The organism is Kitasatospora sp. NPDC090308, assembly GCF_044769485.1.
GTDB lineage: Bacteria > Actinomycetota > Actinomycetes > Streptomycetales > Streptomycetaceae > Kitasatospora > Kitasatospora fiedleri.
Genome location: NZ_JBIVXY010000021.1, coordinates 55,129 through 78,709 on the forward strand (window position 1 = coordinate 55,129; position 23,581 = coordinate 78,709).

A 23,581-nucleotide genomic window follows, 5' to 3' on the forward strand; every position below is an offset into this window, starting at 1 on the left:
TCCTGACCTGGCCTGGCCTGGCGCAGACTAGCAAGCCCGGAGAGGTAGGATCGCGGCCGGTGCCGGTCCGCTTTCGCACGTTTCTCGGGCCCGCCGGCCGCACTCCCTGAGGAAAGGCTCTGCGCTACCGATGGCCCCCCGTCTGTCCGTCGTCGTCCCGATCTACAACGTCGAGCGCTACCTCGAGGAGTGCCTGGACTCCATCGCCGCGCAGACCTTCGCCGACTTCGAGTGCGTCATGGTCGACGACGGCTCCAAGGACTCCAGCGCCGCGATCGCCGAGGCGTACGCCGCGAAGGACTCCCGCTTCCGGCTGGTCAAGCAGGTGAACAAGGGCCTGGGCGCGGCGCGCAACACCGGCTACCGGCACATCTCCGAGGGCACCGAGTTCCTGGCGTTCGTCGACAGCGACGACACCATGCCGCCGTCCGCCTACGAGCTGATGATCGGCACGCTGGACGAGACCGGCTCGGACTTCTGCACCGGCAACGTGCTGCGCTTCCGGGCGGTGGGCCACTACCAGTCCGGCGGCCACCGCAAGCCGTTCGCCGAGACCCGGCTGCGCACCCACATCACCGAGATCCCGGCGCTGATCACCGACCGCACCGCCTGGAACAAGGTCTACCGCCGCGCCTTCTTCGACCAGGCGGGCGTGCTGTACCCCGAGGGCATCCTGTACGAGGACGCCCCGGTCAGCGTGCCGCACCACTTCCTGGCCCGCCGGGTCGACGTGCTCGCCGAGCCGATCTACCACTGGCGCGAGCGGGAGGTCGGCGAGATGTCGATCACCCAGATGAAGACCAACCCGAAGGGCGTCGTCGACCGGGTCAAGTCGATGGAGCTGGTCCGGGAGTGGCTGTCGGCGCAGAGCGACCCGAAGTTCCGCAAGTACCTGCGCACCTACGACGAGAACAACCTCGTCGAGGAGATCCCGATGTTCTTCGGCTCGGTGCTGGAGAACGACCCGGCGTACAACGCGGCCTACCTGGAGTCGGCCGGCCGGCTGCTGCGCGCGATCGGCCCCGAGCAGGTCCGCAAGCTGCGCGCCCCGCTGCGGCTCAAGTACCACCTGACCCTGCAGGGCCGGCTGGACGAGCTGATCGAGCAGCTCCGCTTCGAGAAGGACAGCAACGGCGCGGCCCCGGCCCGCGGCCTGCTGCGCCCGTACGCCGACTACCCGTTCCTGCGGGGCGGCCGCAAGAGCGTGCCCGCGGACGTGCTGCGGCTGAAGAACGCCCTGGTGATGCGCTCGCGGCTGTACGAGGCCCGCTGGGAGGGCGGCCGGCTGCGGCTCACCGGCCACGCCTTCCCCGAGCACCTGGGCGCCGAGCACAAGCACGACATGGTCAAGGCGCTGGTGCTGCGCGAGGCCAAGGGCCGCGGCGTGGTGGCCGTGCAGACCAAGGCGCAGTACAGCCCGGAGGCGACCGCCAGCTCCCCGCACGACCTGTACAGCTGCGACTGGGCGGGCTTCGCCGCGTCCATCGACCCGCAGCGGCTCAAGCAGCGCGGCGGCTGGAAGGACGGCTCCTGGCGGGTGCTGGTGGCCGGCGCCGGCAAGGGCGGCGTGTACAAGGGCCGGGTGTCGGTCGGCTGGCACGACCGCAGCGAGTACCCGCCGGCGCACTGGGTCGAGGACGACGTCCGGATCGTGCCGTGGTCCCGGGACGGCCACCTGCTGCTGCGGGTGGAGCGGGTGCGCGCCCGCGCGGTGGCCGCCACCGCGCAGGACGGCACCGTGGAGCTGCGCGGCCTGGTCCGCTCCGGCCCCGACCTGGCCGGCGCGGAGCTGCGGCTCAAGCACGTCGAGTCCGACCGCGACCTGTTCGCCGAGCTGGAGCTGGGCACCCCGGCCGGCCGCGACCTGCCGTTCACCGCGCGGTTCCGGGTGGCCGACCTGACCGCCGTCCGGGAGTCCTGGGACGCCCTGGACCCGGCCGCGGAGGAGCGCACCCGGGACCGCTGGGACCTGGAGCTCAAGCTGTCCGACGGCAGCGCGCTGCCGCTGGTGCTGGACGACCGCACCGCCGCGGTGGAGCTGCACCTGCCGCTGGCCGGCGGCGCCCGCGCGCTGTACGCCAAGCCCTCCCCGTCCGGCTACCTGCAGCTGTGCGACCAGGTGCTCCAGCCGGTGATCGAGGAGGTGTCCCGGGCCACCGACGGCGAGGGCTTCGTGCTCAGCGGCTCCTTCCCGCTGCCCGGCGCCCACCGCTACGAGCTGGTGATCCGGCACGTGAAGCGGCAGGAGGAGCACGCCTACCCGGTGGAGATCGCCGACGGGCGCTTCCGGGCCGCGCTGCCCGCCGTGCCGACCGCGTCCTTCGCCGGCCGGGTGCCGCTGCACAAGGGCACCTGGACGGTGCTGTTCCGCCCGGTCGGCGCCCCGGTCGACAGCCTGTGGCCGGCCGCCGTGCTGGACGCCCGGACCTTCGACGCGCTGCCGCTGGAGGTCGAGGCCCGCGGCAAGCGGGTCGCCCTGGAGCGCCGCCTGTTCGACACCCTCTCGCTGGAGTCGCACGACCCGCTGACGCCCGACGAGCGCAGCGGCTACCGGCAGCGCACCCTGCGGCACGCCTACGTCGAGCAGCCGGCCGGCCCGCTGACCGACACGGTGCTCTACCACACCGTCCGGGAGGACTGGTGGGCCGCCGACGGCGGCGTGTACGGCGACTCGCCGCGCGCGGTGCACGAGGAGCTGGTCCGCCGCGGCCTGCCGCTGCGCCACCTGTGGACCTCGGTGGACCTGCAGGCCGAGCTGCCGCAGACCGCCGAGGCCGTCCGGCACCGCTCCCCCGAGTGGTTCCGGGCGCTGTCCACCGCGAAGTACGTCGTCACCTCCACCCACCTGCCCACGTACTTCCGCCGCCGTCCCGGCCAGGTCGTCCTGCAGACCTGGCAGGGCGTGCCGCTGAAGCGGATCGGCACCGACTTCGAGAAGGTCTGGTTCACCGACTCCGGGTACCTGGAGCACCTCAAGGAGGAGGTGCCGCAGTGGAGCCTGCTGACGGCCGGCAACCGCTGGTCGGTGCCGGTGCTGCGGCGCGCCTTCGGGTACACCGGGAAGGTGCTGGAGAGCGGCTCGCCGCGCAACGACCTGCTGTTCGCCGCCGACCGGGAGAAGACCGCCGAGCGGGTGCGCGAGCAGCTCGGCCTGCCCGAGGGCAAGAAGGTCGTGCTGTACGCGCCGACCTTCCGGGAGGACCGCCGACTGCCCGACGGCGGCTACCAGTTCAACCTGCAGCTCGACCTGGACGCGGCCCGCGCCGCGCTGGGCGACGACCAGGTGCTGCTGGTGCGCAGCCACGAGGTGGTGCGCGGGCAGATCGCCGAGGCCGGCAACGGCTACGTCTGGGACGTCAGCACCTACCCCGACACGGCCGAGCTGCTGCTGGTCGCCGACGCCCTGGTGACCGACTACTCGGCCTCGGTGTTCGACTTCATGAACACCGGCCGCCCGGTGCTGTTCTTCGCCTACGACCTGGAGCACTACCGCGACAACCTGCGCGGTTTCAGCTTCGACTTCGAGGCCCAGGCCCCCGGCCCGCTGCTGCGCACCTCCGCCGAGGTGGTCGGCGCGCTCGCCGACCTGCCCGGGGTGGCCGCCGAGTACGCCGACAGGTACGCGGCGTTCCGCGAGGCGTACGGGGACCTGGACGACGGCCGGGCCGCCGCGCGGGTGGTGGACGCGCTGCTGGCCGAGGGCGCGGCGGATTCCGGACCGCATTCCGAAGCACCGGCCAAGTAATTCCGATAAACATATGTCAATTCCCTCCGCTTTTCGAAAGCGGAGGGAATTGACATTTTCCCGGTTTCTGCGCTGGGATGTCGTGAATGGCCCACCTGGTACGGCACCGCACCCCGACCGGCCACGCCCCGCGGCCCGCGGCGCCCGCCGCCCCCACCGCGTACGCCGCGCTGCGCCACGCCGTCTGGGACGGCGACGCCCTGGTGCTGCACGGCGAGGGCCGGCTGGACGGCCACCCCGGGGAACGGCCGGGCCAGACCCGGGTCGTCCTCGAACTGCGGCCGCTCGGCGGCTCCCGGCGCGCCGTCCGGCTGCGCACCGTCCCCCGCTACCTGCCCGAGGCCACCGACGACAGCGCGCAGACCCGGCACGGGCTCGACTGGACCGGCTTCACCGCCCGCCTCGACCCCGCCGTGCTACGTCCCCGGGCCGGCCGGCCCGCCGCCACCTGGCGGGTCGAGGCCGCCGTCGCCTCCGGCCGGCTGCTGGCCCGCGCCCCGCTCGCCCCGCACTGGTGCGGCGGCGGCGAGTACCCGCCGGCCGGCTGGAGCGGCCCCGACATCCACCTGGCGCCGTTCACCGCCGACGGCACCCTGCACCTGACGGTGGGCCGCCCGCCCGTCCGGGTCGACTCCTGCCGGGCCCGCCCCGACGGCTTCGAGCTGCGCGGCACCGCCGGCGGCCCCGGCGGCGGGCCGCTGGTCCTGCGGCACCGCGACACCGGTGAGCTGATCCAGACCCAGGTGCACTGGCAGGACGGCGGGTTCACCGCCGTGGTGGGCACCGTCCCGCGCCCGGCGCCCGGGCACTGGGACCCGGCCCTGGCCCTGCCCGACGGGCCCGCCCCGCTGCTGCTGCGCCACCCGCCGCACGGGCCCGGCCAACTCCCGCTGCCCGGTGGCGGATCCGTCCTGCAGGCCAAGCAGCTCGCCGACGGCCGGGTGCAGTTCTGCGTCCGCCCGGCCGAACCGCGGGTCGACCGGATCTCCCCCGCCGACGGGGCCTTCGAGCTGGCCGGCGAGTTCCCCGGCCCGGCGGACCGCCCGCTCGAACTGGTCCTGCGGCACACCGGGGACGGCCGCGAGCGCCGTGCCCCGGTCCGCCCCGCCCCGGACGGGCGCTTCACCGCCCGGCTGCCACTCGCCCCGGACGGCCCGGACGGCGCGCCCCGCCCGCTCGGCAAGGGCGTCTGGGAGGTCCTGCTGCGCCCGGCCGGGCCGGACGGCGGCCACGGGGACCCGGTGCGGCTGCACCCCGCGGTGCTGCCGCTGCTGCCCGCCCGGGCCCGGGCGGGCGACAAGTCCTTCCTGCTCCAGCGCCGTTGGCACGACACCCTGATCGTGGACAGCCTCCCGGTGCTCTCCGCCGTCGAGCGCAGCGCCCACCGCCAGCACCGCCTGCGCACCGACGCCTACCCGGCCGCCCGGCGCCGCCCGCTGCGCGACGCGGTGCTGTACGACGTGTTCGGCGGCCGCGGCTACGCCTGCAACCCGCGCGCCGTGCACGCCGAACTCGCCCGCTCCGGCCCCGCCCTGGAGCACCTGTGGGTGGTCGAGGACGGGCAGGAGCGGCCCCCCGAGGGCGTCCGCGCGGTGCGCCAGTGGAGCCCCGAGTGGTACGAGGCCCTGGCCACCTGCCGCTACCTGGTGGGCAACACGCACTTCCCGGAGTTCCTGCGCCGCCGCGAGGGCCAGGTGGTGGTCCAGCTGTGGCACGGCACCCCCCTCAAGCGGATCGCGCACCGGATGCCGCCGGGCTGGGCCGCCGCCGACGGCTACCTGGAGCGGCTGGGGCACGAGGTGCGGCAGTGGAGCCTGCTGCTGTCCCCGAGCCCGTTCGCCACCCCGGAGCTGCGCGCCTCCTTCCGCTACGGGGGCGAGGTCCTGGGGGCCGGCTACCCGCGCAACGACCGGCTGGCCCGCCCGGACCGAGCCGAGGCCGCCGGGATCCGCCGCCGGCTGCGCCTGCCGCCCGGCCGCCGGGTGGTGCTGTACGCCCCGACCTGGCGCGACGACCGGCCCGGCCCGGGCGGCCGGCACGCCCTCGACCTGCGCCTCGACCTGGCCGCCGCGCGGGCCGTGCTGGGCCGCGACCACGTGCTGCTGCTGCGCCCGCACGTGCACGTCGGCGGGGCGCTGCCCGACGACGACTTCGTCCGCGACGTGGCCGACTACCCGGACGTGCAGGACCTGCTGCTGATCGCGGACGTCCTGGTCACCGACTACTCCTCGGTGATGTTCGACTTCGCGGTGACCGGCCGTCCGATGCTGTTCTTCACCTACGACCTCGCCCACTACCGGGACGCGCTGCGCGGGTTCACCTTCGACTTCGAGCGCTGGGCGCCGGGCCCGCTGCTGTCCAGCTCCGAGCAGGTGGTGGCGGCGCTACGGGACTTCGACCCGGCGCGGCACCGGGATGCCTATCGCCGGTTCCGGGCCCGGTTCTGCCCCCTCGACGACGGTGCGGCCGCCGCCCGGGTGGCCGCCCGGATGCTGGCCCTCGGCACCGGGCGCTGACCCCGGCAGCTCGAACGGCCCGGGCACCGGGAAGTAGGCGGCCAGGAAGGCGGACAGGATCCGGCCCTGCTCCTCCGCCGGTGTGCCGTCGCCGGCCCCGTCGGCCAGGCAGAACGCGTCCACGTCGCGCTCCGCCAGCAGCCGGGCCAGCCGCTCCCGGTCCTCGACGCAGTCGACCGCCCGGTACTCGTGGACCAGTCGGCCGTCGACGGCGCGGCCGCCGAGCTGGGCGTGGAAGAGCGCCAGGGTGACGGGGGCGACGTCGGCGGCGGCCCGGAAGGCCGAGCGGCCGGTGGCGGCCAGTTCGGCCGGCCAGCGCCGTTCGGCGTCCTCCAGCAGGCTGCGCCGCAGCGGGTACGGGACGTGCGCGAGCACCCGGGTGTAGATCCGGCCGTGCTCGGCCTCCAGCAGTGCGCTGGTGTTCTGCTGGCCCGCGACGTACACATCGGGGTCGGTGGTGCCGGTGGACGGCGGGACGATCCGGGTGTCCCGGAAGACCTTGGGCAGGCCGTTGCCGAGGAAGAAGTCCTCGGGGCGGACCGGGCGGCCCAGGAACATGTCGTCGTTGAAGTACAGGAAGTGCTCGGCCAGGCCGGGGATGCGGTGCAGGCCGGTCTCGATCGCACACGAATTGAACACCGGCCCGCCGGGCAGCAGGTCCCGGTGCGGGACGACGGTCAGCCCGGCCACCTCGGTGTCCAGCCAGGACGGCACCTGGTCGGCGGTGACCAGGAAGATCCGCCGGATCCACGGGGCGTACATGGCCAGGGAGCGCAGGCTGTAGCGCAGCTCGTCGTGGTTGCGGTAGCGGTGGTCGCCGTCGTCGTGGGCGGTGTCCACCAGCTCGGGGGACGTTCCGCCGAACAGTTCGGCGCGGACCGCGGCGCGGCGGCGCTGCCAGGCCGGGTCGGCGTCGTCGACCCAGGTGAACACGGCGTCCACCGGGAAGCGGACGGCCTCCGGCAGGTCGTGCAGGAACGCCTCGGCGACGGGGTAGTCGCGCTCGCCGATCCGGATGCTCCCGGCCGCCTCCAGCGAGGGCAGCCACCACCCGTACGGGGTCTCGTCGATCGAGGCGACTCCTCCGGCCCGGGTGTCGGCGGCGTCCCAGAACTCCAGGTCGCAGCCGTGCTGCTCGCCGTAGTGGAGGGTGCGGCCGCTGGTGACCACCGGCCGGTACAGGCGCACGCCCTTGACCGGCTCCGGGGGCTCCGGCGGCGGGGGCGGCTGCTCGTCCCCGGGCGCCTCGGGCACCGGCGGGAGCGCCTCGTGCGCGGCGACGGCGGCCGGCAGCTCCTCGGCGAGGACGGTGCCGTGCACCCGGCCGTGGCCGAGCAGCGCGGCGTACACGGGGGCGCCGCGGAACGCCTCGGCGACGGCGGCCAGCGCGGCCGGGCGCGAGCCGGGCAGCACGCCCAGGCGGTGGCGGGGGCCGCCGTCGGGGATCAGCAGGTAGCGGACGCCGGCCGCGTCCAGGGCCTCGGCGGCGTCGACCAGGTTGGCCTGCCGGGCCTGCGGGTCGAGCAGGTCGTCGCGGACCTCGGCCAGCCGGCCGCGGTGCCGCACCAGCCCGGGGCGGGCGGCGGCCAGCTCGTCCTCGCGCACCCGCCGCGGGTCGACCGGTGGCGGAGGTACCGGAGGCAGCAGCCCGCACCTGCGCAGGGCACGGCCGACGGCCCTCCGGACCGTCCGCGGAACTGCTTGCCTGGTCGTCATGTCACTCCCGTGCGCGCCAAAACCCTGGTGACGCTAACAACGGCGCAACGGCGCACAAAGCAATGCCAAACAATTCACAGAGAACTGCCAGAGGGCACGTACCCGGCGGTCAGGCAGCGCCGAATCCGAATGCCAACCAGGGACGCCACACAGAATCCGCCCCGAACCGTGAGAGTACGAACTCACCGACCTCGAAGACCGCCCGGAAGCTCCGGGCGTCCTCGTAGGCGGTGTCCAGGACCGGTTCGGGGAGGCCGTGGGCGACGGTGACGTGCGGGTGGTAGGGGAAGGCCAGTTCGCGGGCGAGCGGGCCGGAGCGGACCTCGGCCTCCAGTTCGCGGCACTCCTGGGCGCCCTCCTCGACCCGGATGAACACCACCGGGGAGACCGGGCGGAAGGTGCCGCTGCCCTGGAGCAGCATCCGGAACGGGCGGCGCGCGGCGGCCACCGTCCGCAGGTGGTGTTCGATCGCGGGCAGCAGGGCGGTGCGGGTCTCGGTCGGCGGGAGCAGGGTGACGTGGGTCGGTATCGACCTGGCCTGCGGGTCGCCGTGGCCGGCCCGGGCGTCCTGCACCCGGCTGCCGTAGGGCTCCGGGACGTGTATGGACACGCCGATGGTGACGGCCTCGTCGAGGCCGGCACCGTCGGGGGCGGCAGCCGTCGGCATCAGCGCTTGGGCGCCAGGAAGCCGACCCGGTCGTAGACCTCGGCGAGCGTCTCGGCGGCCACCGCGCGGGCCTTCTCGGCGCCCAGCGCCAGCACCCGGTCCAGCTCGGCCGGGTCGTCCAGGTACTGCTGGGTGCGGGCCTGGAACGGGGTGACCCACTCGGTGAACAGCTCGGCCAGCTCGGTCTTCAGGGCGCCGTACATCTTGCCCTCGAAGTGCGCGACCAGTTCGTCGACCGACCGGCCGCTGAGCGCGGAGTGGATGCGCAGCAGGTTGGAGACGCCGGGCTTGGCGGCCTCGTCGTACGTGACGACGGTGTCGGTGTCGGTGACGGCGCTCTTGAACTTCTTGGCGCTGGTCCTCGCCGGGTCGAGCAGGTTGACCAGGCCCTTGTCGGTGGCCGCGGACTTGCTCATCTTCGCGGCCGGGTCCTGGAGGTCCTGGATCTTCGCGGTGGCCTTGAGGATGTACGGCTCGGGCACCGTGAAGGTCTTGCCGTAGCGGGTGTTGAAGCGGTCCGCGAGGTCCCGGGTGAGCTCCAGGTGCTGGCGCTGGTCCTCGCCGACCGGCACCGCGTCGGCCTGGTAGAGCAGCACGTCGGCGACCATCAGCACCGGGTAGGTGAACAGGCCGACCGTGGTGCGGTCGCTGCCCTGCTTGGCCGACTTGTCCTTGAACTGGGTCATCCGGGACGCCTCGCCGAAGCCGGTGAGGCAGTTCATCACCCAGGCGAGCTGGGCGTGCTCGGGCACCTGGGACTGCACGAACAGGGTGCAGCGCTCCGGGTCGAGGCCGGCGCCGAGCAGCTGCGCGGCGGAGATCCGGGTGTTCTGCCGCAGCACCGCCGGGTCCTGCTCGACGGTGATGGCGTGCAGGTCGACCACCATGTAGAAGGCGTCGTTGGCCTCCTGGAGGTCGACCCACTGGCGCACCGCGCCGAGGTAGTTGCCCAGGTGGAAGGAGCCCGAGGTGGGCTGGATGCCGGAGAGCACCCGGGGACGGTCCTTCACGGGACCGGTGACCGCTGCGTTGACCATGCGGCCATTGTTCCAGTTCCCCGGGCCGGTCAGGAAACCTCCGGGGCCGCCGGTTCGGCCGGTGTGACGGTGCTCACCCGCAGCCGCTCGATCCGCCGCCCGTCCAGCCGGGCGACGGTCAGCCGCGCCCCGGCGTCGGTGACCACCTGGTCGCCCTTGCGGGGCAGCCGGCCCAGTTCGCGCACCACGAAGCCGGCGACCGTCTCGTACGGGCCCTCGGGCAGGGTCAGGCCGGTCTCCTGGGTGAAGTCGGAGAGGTTGAGCAGCCCGTCGATCTCGACGCCGCCGCCGGCCAGCCGGCGGGTCGCGGTGGTGTCCTGGGCGTCGTACTCGTCGCGGATCTCGCCGATCACCTCCTCGACCAGGTCCTCCAGGGTGACGATGCCCGCGGTGCCGCCGTACTCGTCGACCACGATCGCCAGGTGGTGGCCCTCGCGGCGCATCTCGCCCATCGCCTCCAGCACCCGCTTGGTGGCCGGCAGCAGCTTGACCGGGCGGGCCAGCTCGCGCACCCGGACGGCCTGCTCGCCGCGCGCCCCGTACAGGTCGCGGACGTGCACGAAGCCGGTCACCGCGTCGTAGGAGCCCTCGACCACCGGGTAGCGGGAGTGCGGGGCGGAGTCGGTCTCGGCCCGGACCTCGCCGACCGGCCGGTCGCCGTCCAGGAAGGTCACCTCGGTGCGCGGCACCATCACCTCGCGCAGCTGGCGCTCCCCCGCCGCGAACACCTCGTTGATCAACGCGCGTTCGTCCGAGCCGAGTTCGGTGTTGGCGGCGACCAGGCCGCGCAGTTCCTCGGGGCTCATCACGCCGCGTCCGGCGCTCGGGTCGCCGCCCAGCAGGCGGACCATCAGGTTGGTCGAGTGGCCCAGCAGCCAGATCACCGGCCGCAGCACCACCGACATCACGTCGACCACCGGCGCGGCCAGCAGCGCGATCGACTCGGCACGTTGCAGGCCGATCCGCTTGGGCGTCAACTCGCCCAGCACCAGCGAGGCGTACGAGATGACCAGGGTCAGGCCGACCAGCGCGACCGCGTCCGCGACGCCCTCCGACAGGCCGGCCCGGACGAACACCGGCGCCAGCTTCCCGGCCAGCGTGTCCGCGCCGAACGCGGCCGACAGGAAACCCATGCAGGTCACCCCGACCTGCACCGCCGCCAGGAACCGGTTCGGGTCGGCCGCCAGGTGCGCGGCCCGCCCGGCCCGCCGCGTCCCCACCGCCTCCAGGGCGCGGATCTGTCCCTCGCGCAGCGAGATCAGCGCGATCTCGGCGACGTTGAACAGGCCGCCCAGCACGATGAACACCAGGACGAGCGCGGCGTCCTGCAGGGTTTCACTCACGGGGCGAGTGTAGGAGAACGGCCGGGCACCCCGTGGGTGCCCGGCCGTTCAGCCGTGGTGGGAGGGGGCTCAGATGAGGCCGAGCTCCTGGACCGCGTCGCGCTCCTCGGCGAGCTCGCCGACCGAGGCGTCGATCCGCTTGCGGTCGAACTCGGAGAGGTCCAGGCCCTGGACGATCTCGAACGTGCCGTTCGAGGTGGTGACCGGGAAGGAGGAGATCAGGCCCTCCGGCACGCCGTAGGAGCCGTCGGAGACGATGCCCATCGAGGTCCAGTCGCCGGCCGGGGTGCCGTTGACCCAGGTGTGGACGTGGTCGATGGCGGCGTTCGCGGCGGAGGCGGCCGAGGAGGCGCCGCGGACCTCGATGATCTCGGCACCGCGCTTGGCGACCTTCGGGATGAAGAAGTTCTCGACCCACTCCTGGTCGGCGCCGACGGCGTCGAAGGCGGCCTTGCCGGAGATCTCGGCGTGGAACAGGTCCGGGTACTGGGTGGCCGAGTGGTTGCCCCAGATGGTGACCTTCTTGACGTCCTCGACGGTGACGCCGGCCTTCTTCGCCAGCTGGGCGACGGCGCGGTTGTGGTCCAGGCGGGTCATCGCGGTGAAGCGCTCGGCCGGGACGTCCGGGGCGTTGCGCTGGGCGATCAGGGCGTTGGTGTTGGCGGGGTTGCCGACCACCAGGACCTTGATGTCGTCCGCGGCGTTGTCGTTGATCGCCTTGCCCTGCGGGCCGAAGATGCCGCCGTTGGCCGAGAGCAGGTCGCCGCGCTCCATGCCCGCGGTGCGCGGACGGGCGCCGACCAGCAGGGCGACGTTGGCGCCGTCGAACGCGACGTTCGCCTGGTCGGTGATGGTGATGTCGCGCAGCAGCGGGAAGGCGCAGTCGTCCAGCTCCATGGCGACGCCCTCCGCCGCCTTCACGCCCTGCGGGATCTCCAGCAGCCGCAGGTTCACCGGGACGTCGGCACCCAGCAGGTGACCGGAGGCGATGCGGAAGAGCAGCGCGTAGCCGATCTGGCCGGCGGCTCCGGTGACGGTGACATTGACGGGGGTGCGAGTCATTTCAGCCTTCTCCTGCGATCGCCAGGTGCCCCAGGCACACCGGCGCGCTGGAGCCGAGGATGATCTCTCGATATCGAGAGACCTGGGCAAGGCTATCGCAAGGCCGCTGACGGCACCGACCGGGGCACGGGTCGGCCGGTGCGCCGGTGCGGGACCGGGGCCGCCGGACCGCTCCGCGCCCCCGGTCCCGCGCGGCGGTCACCGCAGCGGGTGCCCGATCAGCCGTCCGATGTTCTCCAGCACCGGCACCCGCAGCCACGGGTCGGGCTGGGCGACCAGCGTGAGCAGGACGATCGCGCCGCCGAACAGGAACATCAGGGTGACGTCGGTGAACCGGCTGCGGACGGCGAGCATGCCGACGTCGGGGAGCCCGAGCCGGAGCAGCGCGCCGAGCAGCGGCGCCGCGCCGACCAGGAGCAGCCCGAGCCGGAAGTGGCCGGCCCAGGTGGTGAGCAGGCCGAGGGCCGCCACGGCGAGCAGCAGCGTGATCGGCCACTGCCGCAGCGGGAGGGTGTGGCGGCGGTCGAGCGCGGTCGCGGAGCCCTCCGGGGGCAGGGTGCCCTCGGTGGTGACGGGGGGACGGCGGCGGCCTCGCCGCATGGCGCCGGGCACCGGTGTCAGACGCCGGCGCGGCGCTCGGCCGCCTCGACGATGTTGTTGAGGAGCATGGCGCGGGTCATCGGGCCGACGCCGCCGGGGTTGGGGGAGATCCAGCCGGCCACCTCGGCGGCACCGGGGTGCACGTCGCCGACGATCTTGCCCTCGCTGCGGGAGACGCCGACGTCGAGGATCGCGGCGCCGGGCTTGACGTCCTCGGGCTTGACCAGGTGCGGGACGCCGGCCGCGGCGACGATGACGTCGGCGTTGCGCAGGTGCGCGGCGAGGTCGCGGGTGCCGGTGTGGCAGAGCGTCACGGTGGCGTTCTCGCTGCGGCGGGTGAGCAGCAGGCCGATGGAGCGGCCGACGGTGATGCCGCGGCCGACCACCACGACCTCGGCGCCGTCGAGGGCCACGCCGTGGCGGCGGAGCAGTTCGACGATGCCGAGCGGGGTGCAGGGCAGCGGGCCGTCGATGCCGAGGACGAGGCGGCCGAGCGAGGTCGGGTGCAGGCCGTCGGCGTCCTTGTCGGGGTCCATGAGTTCGAGCACGCGGTTCTGGTCCAGGCCCTTGGGGAGCGGCAGTTGGACGATGTAGCCGGTGCAGGTCGGGTCGGCGTTGAGCTCCCGGACGACGTTCTCGACGTCCTCCTGGGTGGCGGTGGCGGGCAGTTCGCGCTGGATGGAGGCGATGCCGATCTCCGCGCAGTCCCGGTGCTTGCCGTTGACGTACCACCGGCTGCCCGGGTCGTCGCCGACCAGGACGGTGCCGAGGCCGGGGACGATGCCCCGCTCCTTGAGGGCCGCCACGCGGACGGCGAGTTCGGACTTGATCGCGGCCGCGGTGGCCTTGCCATCGAGAATCTGGGCAGTCATGCCCCCATTCTCGCGGATCGGCGGCGGCGGGCGTGCCGCCGGACCGCCCGTCGGACCGGCGGTGCCCGCGCCCGCCGCCGAGCGCCCCCGCGGCGGCCACGGAGCGTACCGGCCCCGTTGCGGTTGTGCCACGGTCCGGTCCGGGTTCCGGCCGGTGGCTGGACAGCGCGGCGCGGTACGGACGACGATGGCCGGGCCACGCCTGCCGCGTCGGGTCCCGGTGACGGGCCGTCGCCGGCGGGGGACGAGAAGCCGGGGGAAGAACGACAGTGAGCGAACCGTACTTGCCGGGGCCGTGCGGCGTCCGCGGCACGGCTGCCGCCCTGCCCGTTCGCGCCCCCGTGCGGCCGTGAGCGCCCCCGGGGCGCCGGCCCCGGTCCACCCGATACCGCCCGGTCCGACCCCGTACGGCCCGGCCCCGTACGGCCCGGCCCCGGCCGCGGCGGCCCCGAGCGCCCCGGCCCCGCGCCGCCGGGCGGCCGGTACCGGCCCGGGCGCGGCGCTGCGGGTGCTGCTGCGGGCGGCGGTGGTCGCCGGGGCGGCCGTCGCGGCGGCCGTGGCGCACGACGCGCACGACCCGGGGGTGCTGTGCCCGCTGCGCCTGCTGACCGGCGTCCCGTGCCCGCTGTGCGGCAGCACCACGGTGTTCGTCGAGGCAGGCCACGGCCGTTGGGGCGCCGCGCTGCTGGCGAACCCGGTGACGGCGCTGGCCGCCGTGCTGCTGGTGGCCTGGCCGCTGGGCCCGGGCCGGTGGTGGCGCGGGTTGTCGTACGCGGGCCGCAACCTGCTGCTGGCCGGCGCCCTGTTACCGGCCTGGGCCTGGGAGTTCGCCCGGCTCGGCCCGTTCCGGCTCTGAACGGGCGGGCCGTCGATGCCAGTTGCCCGGTGTCCTGTCCGAACGCTCCGCTACGCTGCCCGACGGTCGGTGTCCCTGCCCGCCCGTCCCCAGGTTTTCCCTGTTCCGTCCACACCCCTTCCTGCCCGGAGGCACCGTTGAGTTACCCGCCCGACCCGAACAACCCGTACGGCCAGCAGCCCTCGCCGCCCGGCTACGGCTACCCGCAGGCCCCGCAGGCCCCGCAGCAGCAGCCCGGCTACGGCTACCCGCAGGGGCAGCCGCAGCAGCCGTACGGCTACCCGCAGCAGGTCCCGCCGCAGGCGAGCTACGGCTACCCGCCGCAGCCCGGCACGATCCAGGCCAACAACGGCTACATCAACATCGCGAACCTGGGCACGGTGAAGCTCGCCACCATGGGCCAGCGCTTCCTGGCCCGGCTGCTGGACGGCCTGGTCACCGGTGTGATCGTCAGCATCGCGATGTTCGCGGGCGTGGCCGGGATGGTCGGCCTGGCCGACAAGACCACCACGGACTGCTCGGGCTACGACTACCCCAGCACCGCCTGGAACGACTGCGTGAACAGCAACACGCAGGCCGGCACCAACGTCGTCGTGGCGATGTTCGGCCTGATCGCCGTGGTCGCCGTGTTCGGCCTGCTGTACGAGTGGCTGCTGGTCGGCCTGGCGGGCGCCACCATCGGCAAGATGGCGCTGGGCCTGCGGGTGGTCCGGGAGAACGACGGCCAGCACCCCGGCGTGGGCGGCGGCTTCATCCGCTTCATCATCCCGATGGTGGGCGCCCTGGTCTGCTACATCGGCGCGCTGCTGGTCTTCCTGTCGCCGTTCTTCGACAACTCCGGGAAGCTGCAGGGCTGGCACGACCGTGCGGCCGGCACCCTGGTGATCAAGAAGTAACCGCACCGCGCGAAGCCCGAGGGCCCCGTACTCCGAGTCCGGAGTGCGGGGCCCTCGGCGTCACCCGCGGCTCAGTGGAAGAAGTGCCGGGTGCCGGTGAGGTACATGGTCACGCCGGCCTTCTCGGCGGCGGCGACCACCTCCTCGTCGCGGATCGAACCGCCGGGCTGCACCACGGCCTTGACGCCCGCGGCGAGCAGGATCTCCAGGCCGTCGGCGAACGGGAAGAACGCGTCGGAGGCGGCGTACGCGCCCGCGGCCCGCTCGCCGGCCCGCTCGACGGCGAGCTTGCAGGAGTCGACCCGGTTGACCTGGCCCATGCCGACGCCGACCGAGGCGCCGTCCTTGGCGAGCAGGATCGCGTTGGACTTGACGGCCCGGCAGGCCCGCCAGGCGAAGGACAGCTCGGCCAGCTCCTCGGCGGACAGCGCCGCGCCGGTGGCCAGCGTCCAGGTCGCCGGGTCGTCGCCGGCCGCGTCGACCCGGTCGACCTGCTGGAGCAGCAGGCCGCCGGAGATCCGGCGGGACTCCAGGGCGTCGGCGGGGGCGTCGGGGGCGCGCAGCACCCGGAGGTTCTTCTTCTTGGTCAGCACCTCCAGGGCGCCGTCCTCGTAGCCGGGCGCGACGACGACCTCGGTGAAGATCGGGGCGATCTGCTCGGCCAGCTCGACCGAGACCGGGCGGTTGACGGCGATCACGCCGCCGTACGCGGAGACCGGGTCGCAGGCGTGCGCCTTGCGGTGCGCCTCGGCGACGTCCGCGCCGGTGCCGATGCCGCACGGGTTGGCGTGCTTGATGATGGCGACGGCCGGGCCCTCGTGGTCGTACGCGGCGCGGCGGGCCGCGTCGGTGTCCACGTAGTTGTTGTAGGACATCGCCTTGCCGTGCAGCTGCTCGGCGCCCGCGAGGCCGCCCGTCCCGTCGGTGTAGAGCGCGGCCTGCTGGTGCGGGTTCTCGCCGTAGCGCAGGACGTCGCCCAGCTCCCAGGTGCTGCCGAGGAAGGTCGGGAACGCGGCCTCGGACTCGGTGTAGCCCGACTCCTCGAACCAGCTCGCCACGGCGACGTCGTACGCGGCGGTGTGCGCGAACGCGGCGGCGGCCAGGCGCTTGCGGGTCAGCAGGTCGAAGCCGCCGCCCCGGACGGCGGTCAGCACGTCCGGGTAGCGGGCCGGGTCGACCACGACGGCCACCGAGGGGTGGTTCTTCGCGGCGGCGCGGACCATGGACGGGCCGCCGATGTCGATCTGCTCGACGCACTCGTCGGGGGTGGCGCCGGAGGCGACGGTGGCGGTGAACGGGTACAGGTTCACCACGACCAGGTCGAACGGCTCGACGCCCAGCTCGGCGAGCTGCGCGCGGTGCGACTCCAGGCGCAGGTCGGCCAGCACGCCGGCGTGCACCCGCGGGTGCAGGGTCTTGACCCGGCCGTCCAGGCACTCGGGGAAGCCGGTCAGCTCGGAGACCTCGGTGACCGGGACGCCCGCGGCGGCGATCTTCCCGGCGGTGGAGCCGGTGGAGACGATGGCGACCCCGGCGGCGTGCAGCCCCTGGGCCAGCTCCTCCAGCCCGGTCTTGTCGTAGACGCTGATCAGCGCGCGCCGGATCGGGCGCACGTTCTCGGAGACGGGCTTACTGGCGGAGGAAGCGGCGCTCATGCCGGAATCCATACCTTTCGGTCTTCGATGCGGTGTCCTTCGCGGGCCAGCCGGCCCACGACCTCGACGAGCAGCTTGCGCTCGACAGTCTTGATGCGCTCGTGCAGCGCCTCGCCGCCGTCGGCGTGGTCGGCGTCCTCGACCTCCACCACGCCCTGGGCGATGATCGGCCCGGTGTCCACCCCGGCGTCCACCAGGTGCACGGTGCAGCCGGTGACCTTGACCCCGTACGCCAGCGCGTCGGGGACGCCGTGCGCGCCCGGGAAGGCGGGCAGCAGCGCGGGGTGGGTGTTGACGGTGCGCCCGGCGAAGGCGGCGACGAACGCGGGGCCGAGGATCTTCATGAACCCGGCGGTGACCACCAGGTCGGGGGCGTACGAGGCGACGGCGGCGGTCAGCGCGGCGTCCCAGGCGGCCCGGTCGGCGTGGTCCTTGATCCGCTCGGTGAAGACCGGGACGCCGGCCCGCTCGGCCCGCTCGGTGCCCGCGATGCCGTCCCGGTCGGCGCCCACCGCGACGATCTCGGCACCGTACGCGGGGTCGGCGGCGGCGTCGATCAGCGCCTGGAGGTTGGTGCCGGAGCCGGAGACCAGCACCACCAGCCGGGCCGGCCCGGGGGTACGGGGCGGGAACACTTGGGCGTCAGCGGCAGCCACGGCGCGATTCTCCGTACGTGTCGGGTGCCGCCCGCTGGTACGTCCACCCTCGGTGGGGCCACTACGGGCGGCGGCAGGTCGGGAGCCGGCGGCGGACCACCGGGGGCCGCGGCGCTGCGGGTGCCCGAGGAACCTTGGGAAGCTGCCGACCGTCACCACGATAACGGCTGGTGGGAGGCCACCTGTCACCGCCCGGCCACGCTACGCGCGTAGTTGAGACGGGGATCTCCCACCCGCCCGGACCCCGACCCGGCAGGGTGCCGTACGGCCGGGAACCGGCTGGGGGATCATTGACCGACCGCCCACTCCCCCACCGACGGGCGGCCACCCGACGAGCAGAAACGGCCGACACCATGAGCAGCGGCGAGGACAGCGGCGAGCGCAACCCCTTCGCGCCCCCTCCGCCCGGCGCGCCCGACCAGCCCTGGCGTCCCCGCACCCCGCGGCCGCCCGCGTCCGGGCAGCAGCCCGACGGACGGTCCGACGAGGACCGCCCCCAACCCCCGCCGTGGGGCCAACGCCCCGACCCCGGCCAGCAGCAGCCCGCCCCGCCAAAGCTCGACCCGGCCGACCCCACGCACCGCGCCGCCCGCAACGCGCTGCTGTCGGGCTTCGCCGCGCTGCTCACCGTGCTGTTCGGCCTCTACTGGCTGGGCTTCCCGCTCTCCCTGCTGGCCGTCTGGTACGCCGTCACCGTCCTGCGCACCCCCGCCGAACCGGTCAGCGACCCGTTCGCCCCGCGCCCGGTCCGCCCGCAGGTCCCCGCCGCGCTCGGCGCCCTGCTCACCGGCGGCCTCGCCCTGCTGGTCTCGCTGGGCGCGTTCACCATCCAGTTCACCTACCACGACTACCTGGACTGCCGGGCCGACTCCGCCACCCAGGAGGCCGCGCGCAGCTGCGCCCAGGAGTACGACGTCCCGACCTGGCTGAGCAACCTGTCCGAGGTCTCCGACCAGTAGCCCTGCCCCGACCCGCACACAGCAGAGCCCCCGGCACCACGCCGGGGGCTCACCTGCTGCGGGTCAGTCAGACCGCGCCGAAGACGCCGCTGCCGGCCGCCCCCGCGAAGGCGCCCCAGGCGGTGGCGGGGAGGGTGAGGTACGAGCCGTCACGGTCCTTGCTGTCACGGACCAGCACCACGCCGTGGGACTGGGCGTAGGCCGTGCTGATCTCGACGCATGCACCACCGCTGTCCGAGTAACTGGACTTGAACCAACTGGCTTTGGCGGAGTCAACAGGGAGCATGTTGCAGAGATCCTTCCGGGCCTTGCTGACCAACGCGACGGAGTCAGCCGGGGGGAGTGCTTCAGCCTGCAAGCGATGATAGTCGTCCGTCCAACCCGCCACGGTTTCGTTTTCGCGTTCGACGTAGCCCCGTTGGTGCGTCTCGGTGTAGCCCACCAACGCACCGTCGTGCATTGTCAGGAGATAAACCGGCTGCCGGTACGGACGCCTCGATCCACTGGCGAAGGGCATGACCTGAAGGATCACATTGGGACGCGCGGACAGTTCGATCAGCCAGGCAAGTTGCCGTGCCGACACCGCAGGGGACCCGATCACCGTACGGATGCAGCTCTCGTCGAGCACCATGTGCAGTTCCGGCGGGTTCGGCAGATATAGCGACGCCTGCCTGCCGAGCAGCACTCCGACTCGCTCAGCGGCTTGAGTCGGTGTCACCGCTCCCCGTTGCACATAGCTTTCGTGGACTGCTCGGGCAAACTCTTCCGTCTGGGCGATGCCCGGCGAAATTCCGATCTCCCACACCTGGATGCGGCGAGCATTGCCCTCAAGACCGACGTACTCCGGAAACCCCTCATAAAAAGCGGTGTGGCCCAGCATCCACCACGCGCCCTCCAGCGCCCCCGCCGCTCCCAGTGCCCGGTCCACCGCGCGGACGAACTCAACAGGCGGGCGGCGCTTCCCGTTCTCGATCAGCGAGACGTACGCCCCCGTGTAGCCGACCAGCGCCCCCAGGCCCTCCTGGGTGAGCCGTTCCCGTCGTCGCCGTTCACGGAGTTGCCAGCCGAACGCCGCCAGGGGCGATGACGACGGGTCAAGTTCGTTGATCCGCACTGGCGTTCCCCCAGTTCAACTCAGTCAAGTGTTGATTAGAAACACTTCCGATCGTAGCCACCGCTGCCGATGCTGGTGACGGAACGGCGAATGATCGGAGCACACAGTGAGCGAACACAGCGAACCCCGGGGACCCGAGACGTGGTCGCTCGCCGAGTTGCTGCCGCCGGACGCCGCCCCCGCCCCGCCGGTCGAGCCCTACCGTCCTTCTTCGGTCGGCGAGTTGGTGCTGGACCGGAAGTCCGGGGAGCTCGTCCGCTACATGGGCGAGTGGTGCGGCCTCATGTGGGTGCGGCCGGTCGGCGGCGGGACGGAGGTGCCCGTCCACCCGGACGGTCTCGGTCCCGTTCCGGACGCCCGTGACCACGCCGACCGACCCCGTCGGCAGGCGGGGTCCGTCCCCGGGGCGGCCGTCCCGGCCGGGGATTCGCCGCTCGGGCCGACCGGGCCCTGACAGGGAGGGAGAAGGAATGGCCTTGCCACGACAAGCCGACCCGTCGGACGTGGGCGGACCGCCCGCCGACTCCGACGCGCGGGCCGTACCGGCGGGCACCAGCGCCGAGCGGGCGCGCTGGATCGGCGGCGCGCTGCACCGGCTGACCGGGCGTCAGCCGCTGGTCCGGCACACCGGCGACGGGGGTTTCCGGATCACCACCCGGATCACCGGGCCGGAGGACTCCGCCCTGGTGGCGGCGGTGCTCAGGGTGCTCGGCGCGGGCGACAGGTTCGGGCACAGTAAGAACGAGCGGTGGGAGCACCTGTGGGCCGAGGTCGGCCCGCAGCCCGAACCGGAGCCACGGGCGGGGGAGGCGGGATGATGCACCCGGTGGAGTACTACCCGGACGGTCACCCCGGGCTGGACTGGCACGCGGTCAGCGACGACCTGGACGGGGTGGTGCTGGCGGAGTCCCCCCGCGGGGTGGCCCTCGCCCGGGCCACCGACCGGCGCAGGGTGCTGTTCTTCAGCCCCGACGAGTGGGCCGATCTGCGCCACGCCATCAAGCAGGGCCGCTGCGACCACCTGCTCGGGGACCGCCTGCTGTGCGCCGACCCGACGCCGCTGCCGCCCGATCCGCCCGATCCGCCGGGCTCCCGGCACCCCGGGCCGGTCAGTTCCGGCCGGTCGGTTCCTCCTCCGTCGCCGGAGTGACGAAGCCCGACTCGTAGGCGGCGATCACCGCCTGGGTGCGGTCCCGGGCGCCGAGCTTGCCGAGCACGCCGCTGACGTGCGTCTTGACGGTCTGCACGCCCAGGTGCAGCCGGGCGCCGATCTCGGCGTTGGACAGGCCGCGGGCCATCAGCCGCAGCACCTCGCCCTCGCGCCCGGTCAGCCCGGCCCGGGCCACCGCGCCGCCGTCCGCGCCCTCCCGTCCGGCCCGGGCGGCGGCGAGCCGCCGGATCGACGCCGGGAACAGCAGCGACTCCCCCGCCGCGACCAGGCGCACCGCCTGCACCACCTCCGCCGGGCGGGAGCGCTTGAGCAGGAAGCCGTCGGCACCCGCGCGCAGCGCCTCGTACACGTAGTCGTCGGCCTCGAAGGTGGTCACCACCAGGATCTTCGGCGGGCGGCCGGCGCCGCGCAGGATCGCCCTGGTCGCGGCCAGGCCGTCCAGGCCGGGCATCCGCACGTCCATCAGCACCACGTCCGGGCGCAGGGTGCGGACCAGGGCGAGCGCCTCGGCGCCGTCGGCGGCCTCGCCGACCACCTCCAGGTCCGGTTGGGCGTCCAGGACGGCGCGCAGGCCGAACCGGATCAGCTCCTCGTCGTCGACCAGCAGCACCTTGATCACCGTCACCGGCCCAACCGTAGCGGCAGCCGCACCCGCAGCAGCCAGCCCGCCCGGCCCGGGTCGGCCCGGTCGGCCTCCGCAGGGTCGACGCCCTCCGGTCCGGCCTCGCACTCGCCGCCGAGCAGCACCGCACGCTCCCGCACCCCGCGCAGGCCCTTGCCGCCGCCCCGGCGCGAACTGCCCTTCCCGGTCAGGGCATTGCGGCAGGACAGCTCCAGCACCCCGCCCGTCACCGCGCCGCGCACCCGGATCGGCGCGCCCGGGGCGTGCCGCAGCGCGTTGGTGACGCCCTCCTGGACGATCCGGTACGCCTCCCGGGACAGCACCCCGGGCAACTCGGCCGCCCGGACGTCGAGTTCGGCGTCGACGGGGCTGCCGGCCGCCCGGGCGGCGGCGAACAGCTCGGGGACGCGGTCCAGGCCCGGCTGTTCGGCGACCACCGCGTCCGGGGTCTCGCGCAGCAGCACCAGCATCCGCTCCAGGTCGTCCAGCGCCCGCCGCCCGGTGGTCTCGATCGCCTCCAACGCCCGTTCCCGGAACGCCGGATCGGCCACCTCGCGGGCCGCGCCCGCCTGCACCACCGTCACGGTCAGCGCGTGCCCGATCGAGTCGTGCAGTTCCCGGGCCAGCCGGTTGCGCTCCAGCAGCCGCTCCGCCCGGGCCTCGGCCGCCGCCAGCCGCTCCGCCCCCGACGGGCCCAACAGCCGTACGGCAAACGCGAGTTGCAGCCGTCCGGCGAACACCACCAGCCAGAGCAGGGCGAACCCCGCCGGCAGCGCCAGCAGCGGCTCGCGCGCCGCCGCCCGGGCCACCACCACCGTCACCGCCCCGACCGCCACCCCCAGCCCCACCCGGGCCACCAGCCAGAGCGCCGTCCGCCCCCGGTCCGCCCACCCCGCCGACGGCGCGACCCCGATCTCCTCCTCCCGCGCTGGCCCCAGCAGCAGCCGCGCCTGCACCCCCTCGCCGCGCCGCATCCCCGGCACCAGCGCGGCCAGGCACAGCAGCGGCACGTCCAGCGCCACCCCGCACAGCACCGCCCGCCCGGTCGACACCCCCTCCGTCCCCGGGTACACCAGCAGCACCACCCCGGCGAACACCATCCCGATCATCAGGTGCAGCCAACGGGTGTAGGTCACGGAGCGCAGCAGCGGAGCGAACACCGGCCCATCCTGCCCCGCCGCGCCCGCCCGGCCCCTCGGCGGGGTCGGGCGGGCGCGGGGCGGCGGGTCAGGCCGGGACGGCGACCAGGTGGTCCCCGGGGATGCCGGCCAGGCTCGGGGTGTAGTAGTCGCGGATGCCGTCGGCCCAGGCGGTCACGGTGATCCGGTCCGAGGCGTCCGGGCCGAACGCCTCGAACAGCGAGTGGATGTTCGGCAGTTCGAAGCCCCAGGCGGTCATCAGGTCGACGAAGCGGGACCGCTCGATCAGGCCGTCGCCGTCCGGGTCGCCGAGCCCGGCGAGCGCCTCGGCGAAGTCGTGCGCGGTCGCGCCGAACAGTTCGGGGGAGAGCACGGACGCCTCGAACTCCTCCGGGCTGATCACGCCGTCCCCGTTGGCGTCCAGCCCGTCCTCCAGCACCTTCCACCAGCGGCGCATGCTGGCGGCCAGCGCCTCCCTGGCCTCCGGCCGCGAGTCGGTGGCGACGGCCAGGACCCGCCCGGTGAGCAGCTCGAAGTCCTGGGGGTCGAGGACTCCGTTCCCGTTCGCGTCGAACAGCTTGAAGATCAGCGCAGCACGCCGGATGGCTTCGTCCCGCATGGTTCTCTCCTTCACAGGGGACCGGGCCGGGAAATTCCCCGGCCCGGTCGGCATTCCGGGAATGGCTTCTCCCGGACTCGGAACCGATTCTCGGTCCGGCCCGTCCGGAATCCGGCCGGATCGCCGGTTTTCCATGCGCAGGAGTGAAATCGTGGGATGAGCGGAAAATGGGGCGGCTTCCCCGGCGGAACGGGACGCGGGCGGCGGTCCGGCCCGCTAGGCCCTGTCCGGTCGATCTTGTCGGATCAGCGCGCGGCGTCGGGGGCCCGGCTGGGAGTGCCGGCGGAACGCCCTCGTACTGGATGTACTCGGGTGTTTCGCCGGTGCTTCCAGGCG

Annotated in this window: 20 protein-coding genes and 1 pseudogene; 8 read left to right on the forward strand and 13 right to left on the reverse strand. The window is 73.9% G+C overall.

Annotated elements, in window-relative coordinates:
- Window positions 1-130 precede the first annotated feature (130 nt).
- Window positions 131-3,745, forward strand: a complete 3,615-nt coding sequence (locus ACIQVD_RS31610; protein ID WP_400687140.1) for a CDP-glycerol glycerophosphotransferase family protein — start codon at window positions 131-133, stop codon at window positions 3,743-3,745.
- An 86-nt stretch (window positions 3,746-3,831) separates the two neighbouring features.
- Window positions 3,832-6,261, forward strand: a complete 2,430-nt coding sequence (locus ACIQVD_RS31615; protein ID WP_402292457.1) for a CDP-glycerol glycerophosphotransferase family protein — start codon at window positions 3,832-3,834, stop codon at window positions 6,259-6,261.
- A gap of 9 nt (window positions 6,262-6,270) precedes the next feature.
- On the opposite strand, the pseudogene ACIQVD_RS31620 reads toward ACIQVD_RS31615, so the two are convergent.
- From ACIQVD_RS31620 to ACIQVD_RS31650, 7 genes and pseudogenes are all read right to left on the reverse strand, one after another.
- Window positions 6,271-7,977: pseudogene (locus ACIQVD_RS31620) on the reverse strand (stealth conserved region 3 domain-containing protein); the annotation flags it as partial.
- Between the two features lie 109 nt (window positions 7,978-8,086).
- On the reverse strand, window positions 8,087-8,644 hold the full coding sequence (locus tag ACIQVD_RS31625; protein ID WP_400687144.1) for a 2'-5' RNA ligase family protein: 558 nt from the start codon (window positions 8,642-8,644) through the stop codon (window positions 8,087-8,089).
- Window positions 8,644-9,681, reverse strand: a complete 1,038-nt coding sequence (gene trpS, locus ACIQVD_RS31630) for a tryptophan--tRNA ligase (RefSeq protein WP_400687146.1) — start codon at window positions 9,679-9,681, stop codon at window positions 8,644-8,646. The genes ACIQVD_RS31625 and trpS overlap by 1 nt, the downstream gene beginning before the upstream one ends.
- A gap of 29 nt (window positions 9,682-9,710) precedes the next feature.
- Window positions 9,711-11,024: a hemolysin family protein gene (locus ACIQVD_RS31635; protein ID WP_400687148.1), complete on the reverse strand. Its 1,314-nt coding sequence runs from the start codon at window positions 11,022-11,024 to the stop codon at window positions 9,711-9,713.
- 69 nt (window positions 11,025-11,093) lie between these two features.
- The gene (locus tag ACIQVD_RS31640; RefSeq protein WP_100837908.1) at window positions 11,094-12,086 is read right to left on the reverse strand and encodes a malate dehydrogenase; all 993 of its coding nucleotides are present in this window, start codon (window positions 12,084-12,086) and stop codon (window positions 11,094-11,096) included.
- 198 nt (window positions 12,087-12,284) lie between these two features.
- On the reverse strand, window positions 12,285-12,686 hold the full coding sequence (locus tag ACIQVD_RS31645) for a DUF3017 domain-containing protein (RefSeq protein WP_400687150.1): 402 nt from the start codon (window positions 12,684-12,686) through the stop codon (window positions 12,285-12,287).
- A 17-nt stretch (window positions 12,687-12,703) separates the two neighbouring features.
- Window positions 12,704-13,558: a bifunctional methylenetetrahydrofolate dehydrogenase/methenyltetrahydrofolate cyclohydrolase gene (locus tag ACIQVD_RS31650; protein WP_100837906.1), complete on the reverse strand. Its 855-nt coding sequence runs from the start codon at window positions 13,556-13,558 to the stop codon at window positions 12,704-12,706.
- A gap of 349 nt (window positions 13,559-13,907) precedes the next feature.
- Here ACIQVD_RS31650 and ACIQVD_RS31655 point away from each other — a divergent pair, with 349 nt between their 5' ends.
- Both ACIQVD_RS31655 and ACIQVD_RS31660 read left to right on the forward strand, forming a co-directional pair.
- Window positions 13,908-14,414 (forward strand): DUF2752 domain-containing protein, encoded by a 507-nt coding sequence (locus ACIQVD_RS31655; protein ID WP_402292458.1) that lies wholly within the window; start codon window positions 13,908-13,910, stop codon window positions 14,412-14,414.
- A 137-nt stretch (window positions 14,415-14,551) separates the two neighbouring features.
- Window positions 14,552-15,310 carry an RDD family protein gene (locus ACIQVD_RS31660; protein WP_402292459.1) on the forward strand — a complete coding sequence of 253 codons (759 nt, stop codon included), beginning with the start codon at window positions 14,552-14,554 and terminating at the stop codon, window positions 15,308-15,310.
- Between the two features lie 71 nt (window positions 15,311-15,381).
- Here ACIQVD_RS31660 and purH read toward each other — a convergent pair whose 3' ends face one another.
- Both purH and purN read right to left on the reverse strand, forming a co-directional pair.
- The gene (purH, locus tag ACIQVD_RS31665) at window positions 15,382-16,965 is read right to left on the reverse strand and encodes a bifunctional phosphoribosylaminoimidazolecarboxamide formyltransferase/IMP cyclohydrolase (RefSeq protein WP_400687157.1); all 1,584 of its coding nucleotides are present in this window, start codon (window positions 16,963-16,965) and stop codon (window positions 15,382-15,384) included.
- Window positions 16,962-17,621: a phosphoribosylglycinamide formyltransferase gene (gene purN, locus ACIQVD_RS31670; protein ID WP_400687159.1), complete on the reverse strand. Its 660-nt coding sequence runs from the start codon at window positions 17,619-17,621 to the stop codon at window positions 16,962-16,964. Before purN ends, purH begins: the two co-directional genes overlap by 4 nt.
- 353 nt (window positions 17,622-17,974) lie before the next feature.
- Between purN and ACIQVD_RS31675 the strand changes: the two genes are divergently transcribed.
- A complete protein-coding gene (locus ACIQVD_RS31675) occupies window positions 17,975-18,580 on the forward strand; it encodes a hypothetical protein (protein WP_400687161.1) in 606 nt (201 codons plus the stop codon).
- A gap of 67 nt (window positions 18,581-18,647) precedes the next feature.
- Here the strand turns inward: ACIQVD_RS31675 and ACIQVD_RS31680 are convergent, their stop codons facing one another.
- Window positions 18,648-19,694, reverse strand: a complete 1,047-nt coding sequence (locus ACIQVD_RS31680) for a Scr1 family TA system antitoxin-like transcriptional regulator (protein WP_402292460.1) — start codon at window positions 19,692-19,694, stop codon at window positions 18,648-18,650.
- Between the two features lie 106 nt (window positions 19,695-19,800).
- On the opposite strand from ACIQVD_RS31680, the gene ACIQVD_RS31685 reads away from it, so the two are divergent.
- Genes ACIQVD_RS31685 through ACIQVD_RS31695 form a run of 3 tightly spaced genes read left to right on the forward strand, consistent with a single transcriptional unit; the run spans window position 19,801 to window position 20,844 of the window.
- Complete coding sequence (locus tag ACIQVD_RS31685; protein WP_402292461.1) at window positions 19,801-20,148, forward strand: hypothetical protein; 348 nt, start codon at window positions 19,801-19,803, stop codon at window positions 20,146-20,148.
- Window positions 20,149-20,170: 22 nt separating this feature from the next.
- On the forward strand, window positions 20,171-20,512 hold the full coding sequence (locus tag ACIQVD_RS31690) for a hypothetical protein (RefSeq protein WP_402292462.1): 342 nt from the start codon (window positions 20,171-20,173) through the stop codon (window positions 20,510-20,512).
- Complete coding sequence (locus ACIQVD_RS31695; RefSeq protein ID WP_400687171.1) at window positions 20,509-20,844, forward strand: hypothetical protein; 336 nt, start codon at window positions 20,509-20,511, stop codon at window positions 20,842-20,844. Before ACIQVD_RS31690 ends, ACIQVD_RS31695 begins: the two co-directional genes overlap by 4 nt.
- Here ACIQVD_RS31695 and ACIQVD_RS31700 read toward each other — a convergent pair.
- From ACIQVD_RS31700 to ACIQVD_RS31710, 3 genes are all read right to left on the reverse strand, one after another.
- Entirely contained in the window at window positions 20,804-21,490 is a 687-nt protein-coding gene (locus ACIQVD_RS31700; RefSeq protein WP_400687173.1) for a response regulator, read from the reverse strand. The two genes, ACIQVD_RS31695 and ACIQVD_RS31700, sit on opposite strands and share 41 nt — an antisense overlap.
- Window positions 21,487-22,596: a sensor histidine kinase gene (locus ACIQVD_RS31705; protein ID WP_402292466.1), complete on the reverse strand. Its 1,110-nt coding sequence runs from the start codon at window positions 22,594-22,596 to the stop codon at window positions 21,487-21,489. Before ACIQVD_RS31705 ends, ACIQVD_RS31700 begins: the two co-directional genes overlap by 4 nt.
- A gap of 118 nt (window positions 22,597-22,714) precedes the next feature.
- Entirely contained in the window at window positions 22,715-23,245 is a 531-nt protein-coding gene (locus tag ACIQVD_RS31710) for an EF-hand domain-containing protein (RefSeq protein WP_402292463.1), read from the reverse strand.
- Window positions 23,246-23,581 lie beyond the last annotated feature (336 nt).

Bases quoted from the DNA above. Each gene is read 5' to 3' on its own strand.
- ACIQVD_RS31625 (WP_400687144.1), bottom strand. From the start codon at position 8,644: ATGCCGACGGCTGCCGCCCCCGACGGTGCCGGCCTCGACGAGGCCGTC.
- ACIQVD_RS31610 (WP_400687140.1), top strand. From the start codon at position 131: ATGGCCCCCCGTCTGTCCGTCGTCGTCCCGATCTACAACGTCGAGCGC.
- purH (WP_400687157.1), bottom strand. From the start codon at position 16,965: ATGAGCGCCGCTTCCTCCGCCAGTAAGCCCGTCTCCGAGAACGTGCGC.
- ACIQVD_RS31695 (WP_400687171.1), top strand. From the start codon at position 20,509: ATGATGCACCCGGTGGAGTACTACCCGGACGGTCACCCCGGGCTGGAC.
- ACIQVD_RS31675 (WP_400687161.1), top strand. From the start codon at position 17,975: ATGAGCAGCGGCGAGGACAGCGGCGAGCGCAACCCCTTCGCGCCCCCT.
- ACIQVD_RS31645 (WP_400687150.1), bottom strand. From the start codon at position 12,686: ATGCGGCGAGGCCGCCGCCGTCCCCCCGTCACCACCGAGGGCACCCTG.
- ACIQVD_RS31615 (WP_402292457.1), top strand. From the start codon at position 3,832: ATGGCCCACCTGGTACGGCACCGCACCCCGACCGGCCACGCCCCGCGG.
- ACIQVD_RS31640 (WP_100837908.1), bottom strand. From the start codon at position 12,086: ATGACTCGCACCCCCGTCAATGTCACCGTCACCGGAGCCGCCGGCCAG.
- ACIQVD_RS31650 (WP_100837906.1), bottom strand. From the start codon at position 13,558: ATGACTGCCCAGATTCTCGATGGCAAGGCCACCGCGGCCGCGATCAAG.
- ACIQVD_RS31705 (WP_402292466.1), bottom strand. From the start codon at position 22,596: ATGATCGGGATGGTGTTCGCCGGGGTGGTGCTGCTGGTGTACCCGGGG.
- trpS (WP_400687146.1), bottom strand. From the start codon at position 9,681: ATGGTCAACGCAGCGGTCACCGGTCCCGTGAAGGACCGTCCCCGGGTG.
- ACIQVD_RS31710 (WP_402292463.1), bottom strand. From the start codon at position 23,245: ATGCGGGACGAAGCCATCCGGCGTGCTGCGCTGATCTTCAAGCTGTTC.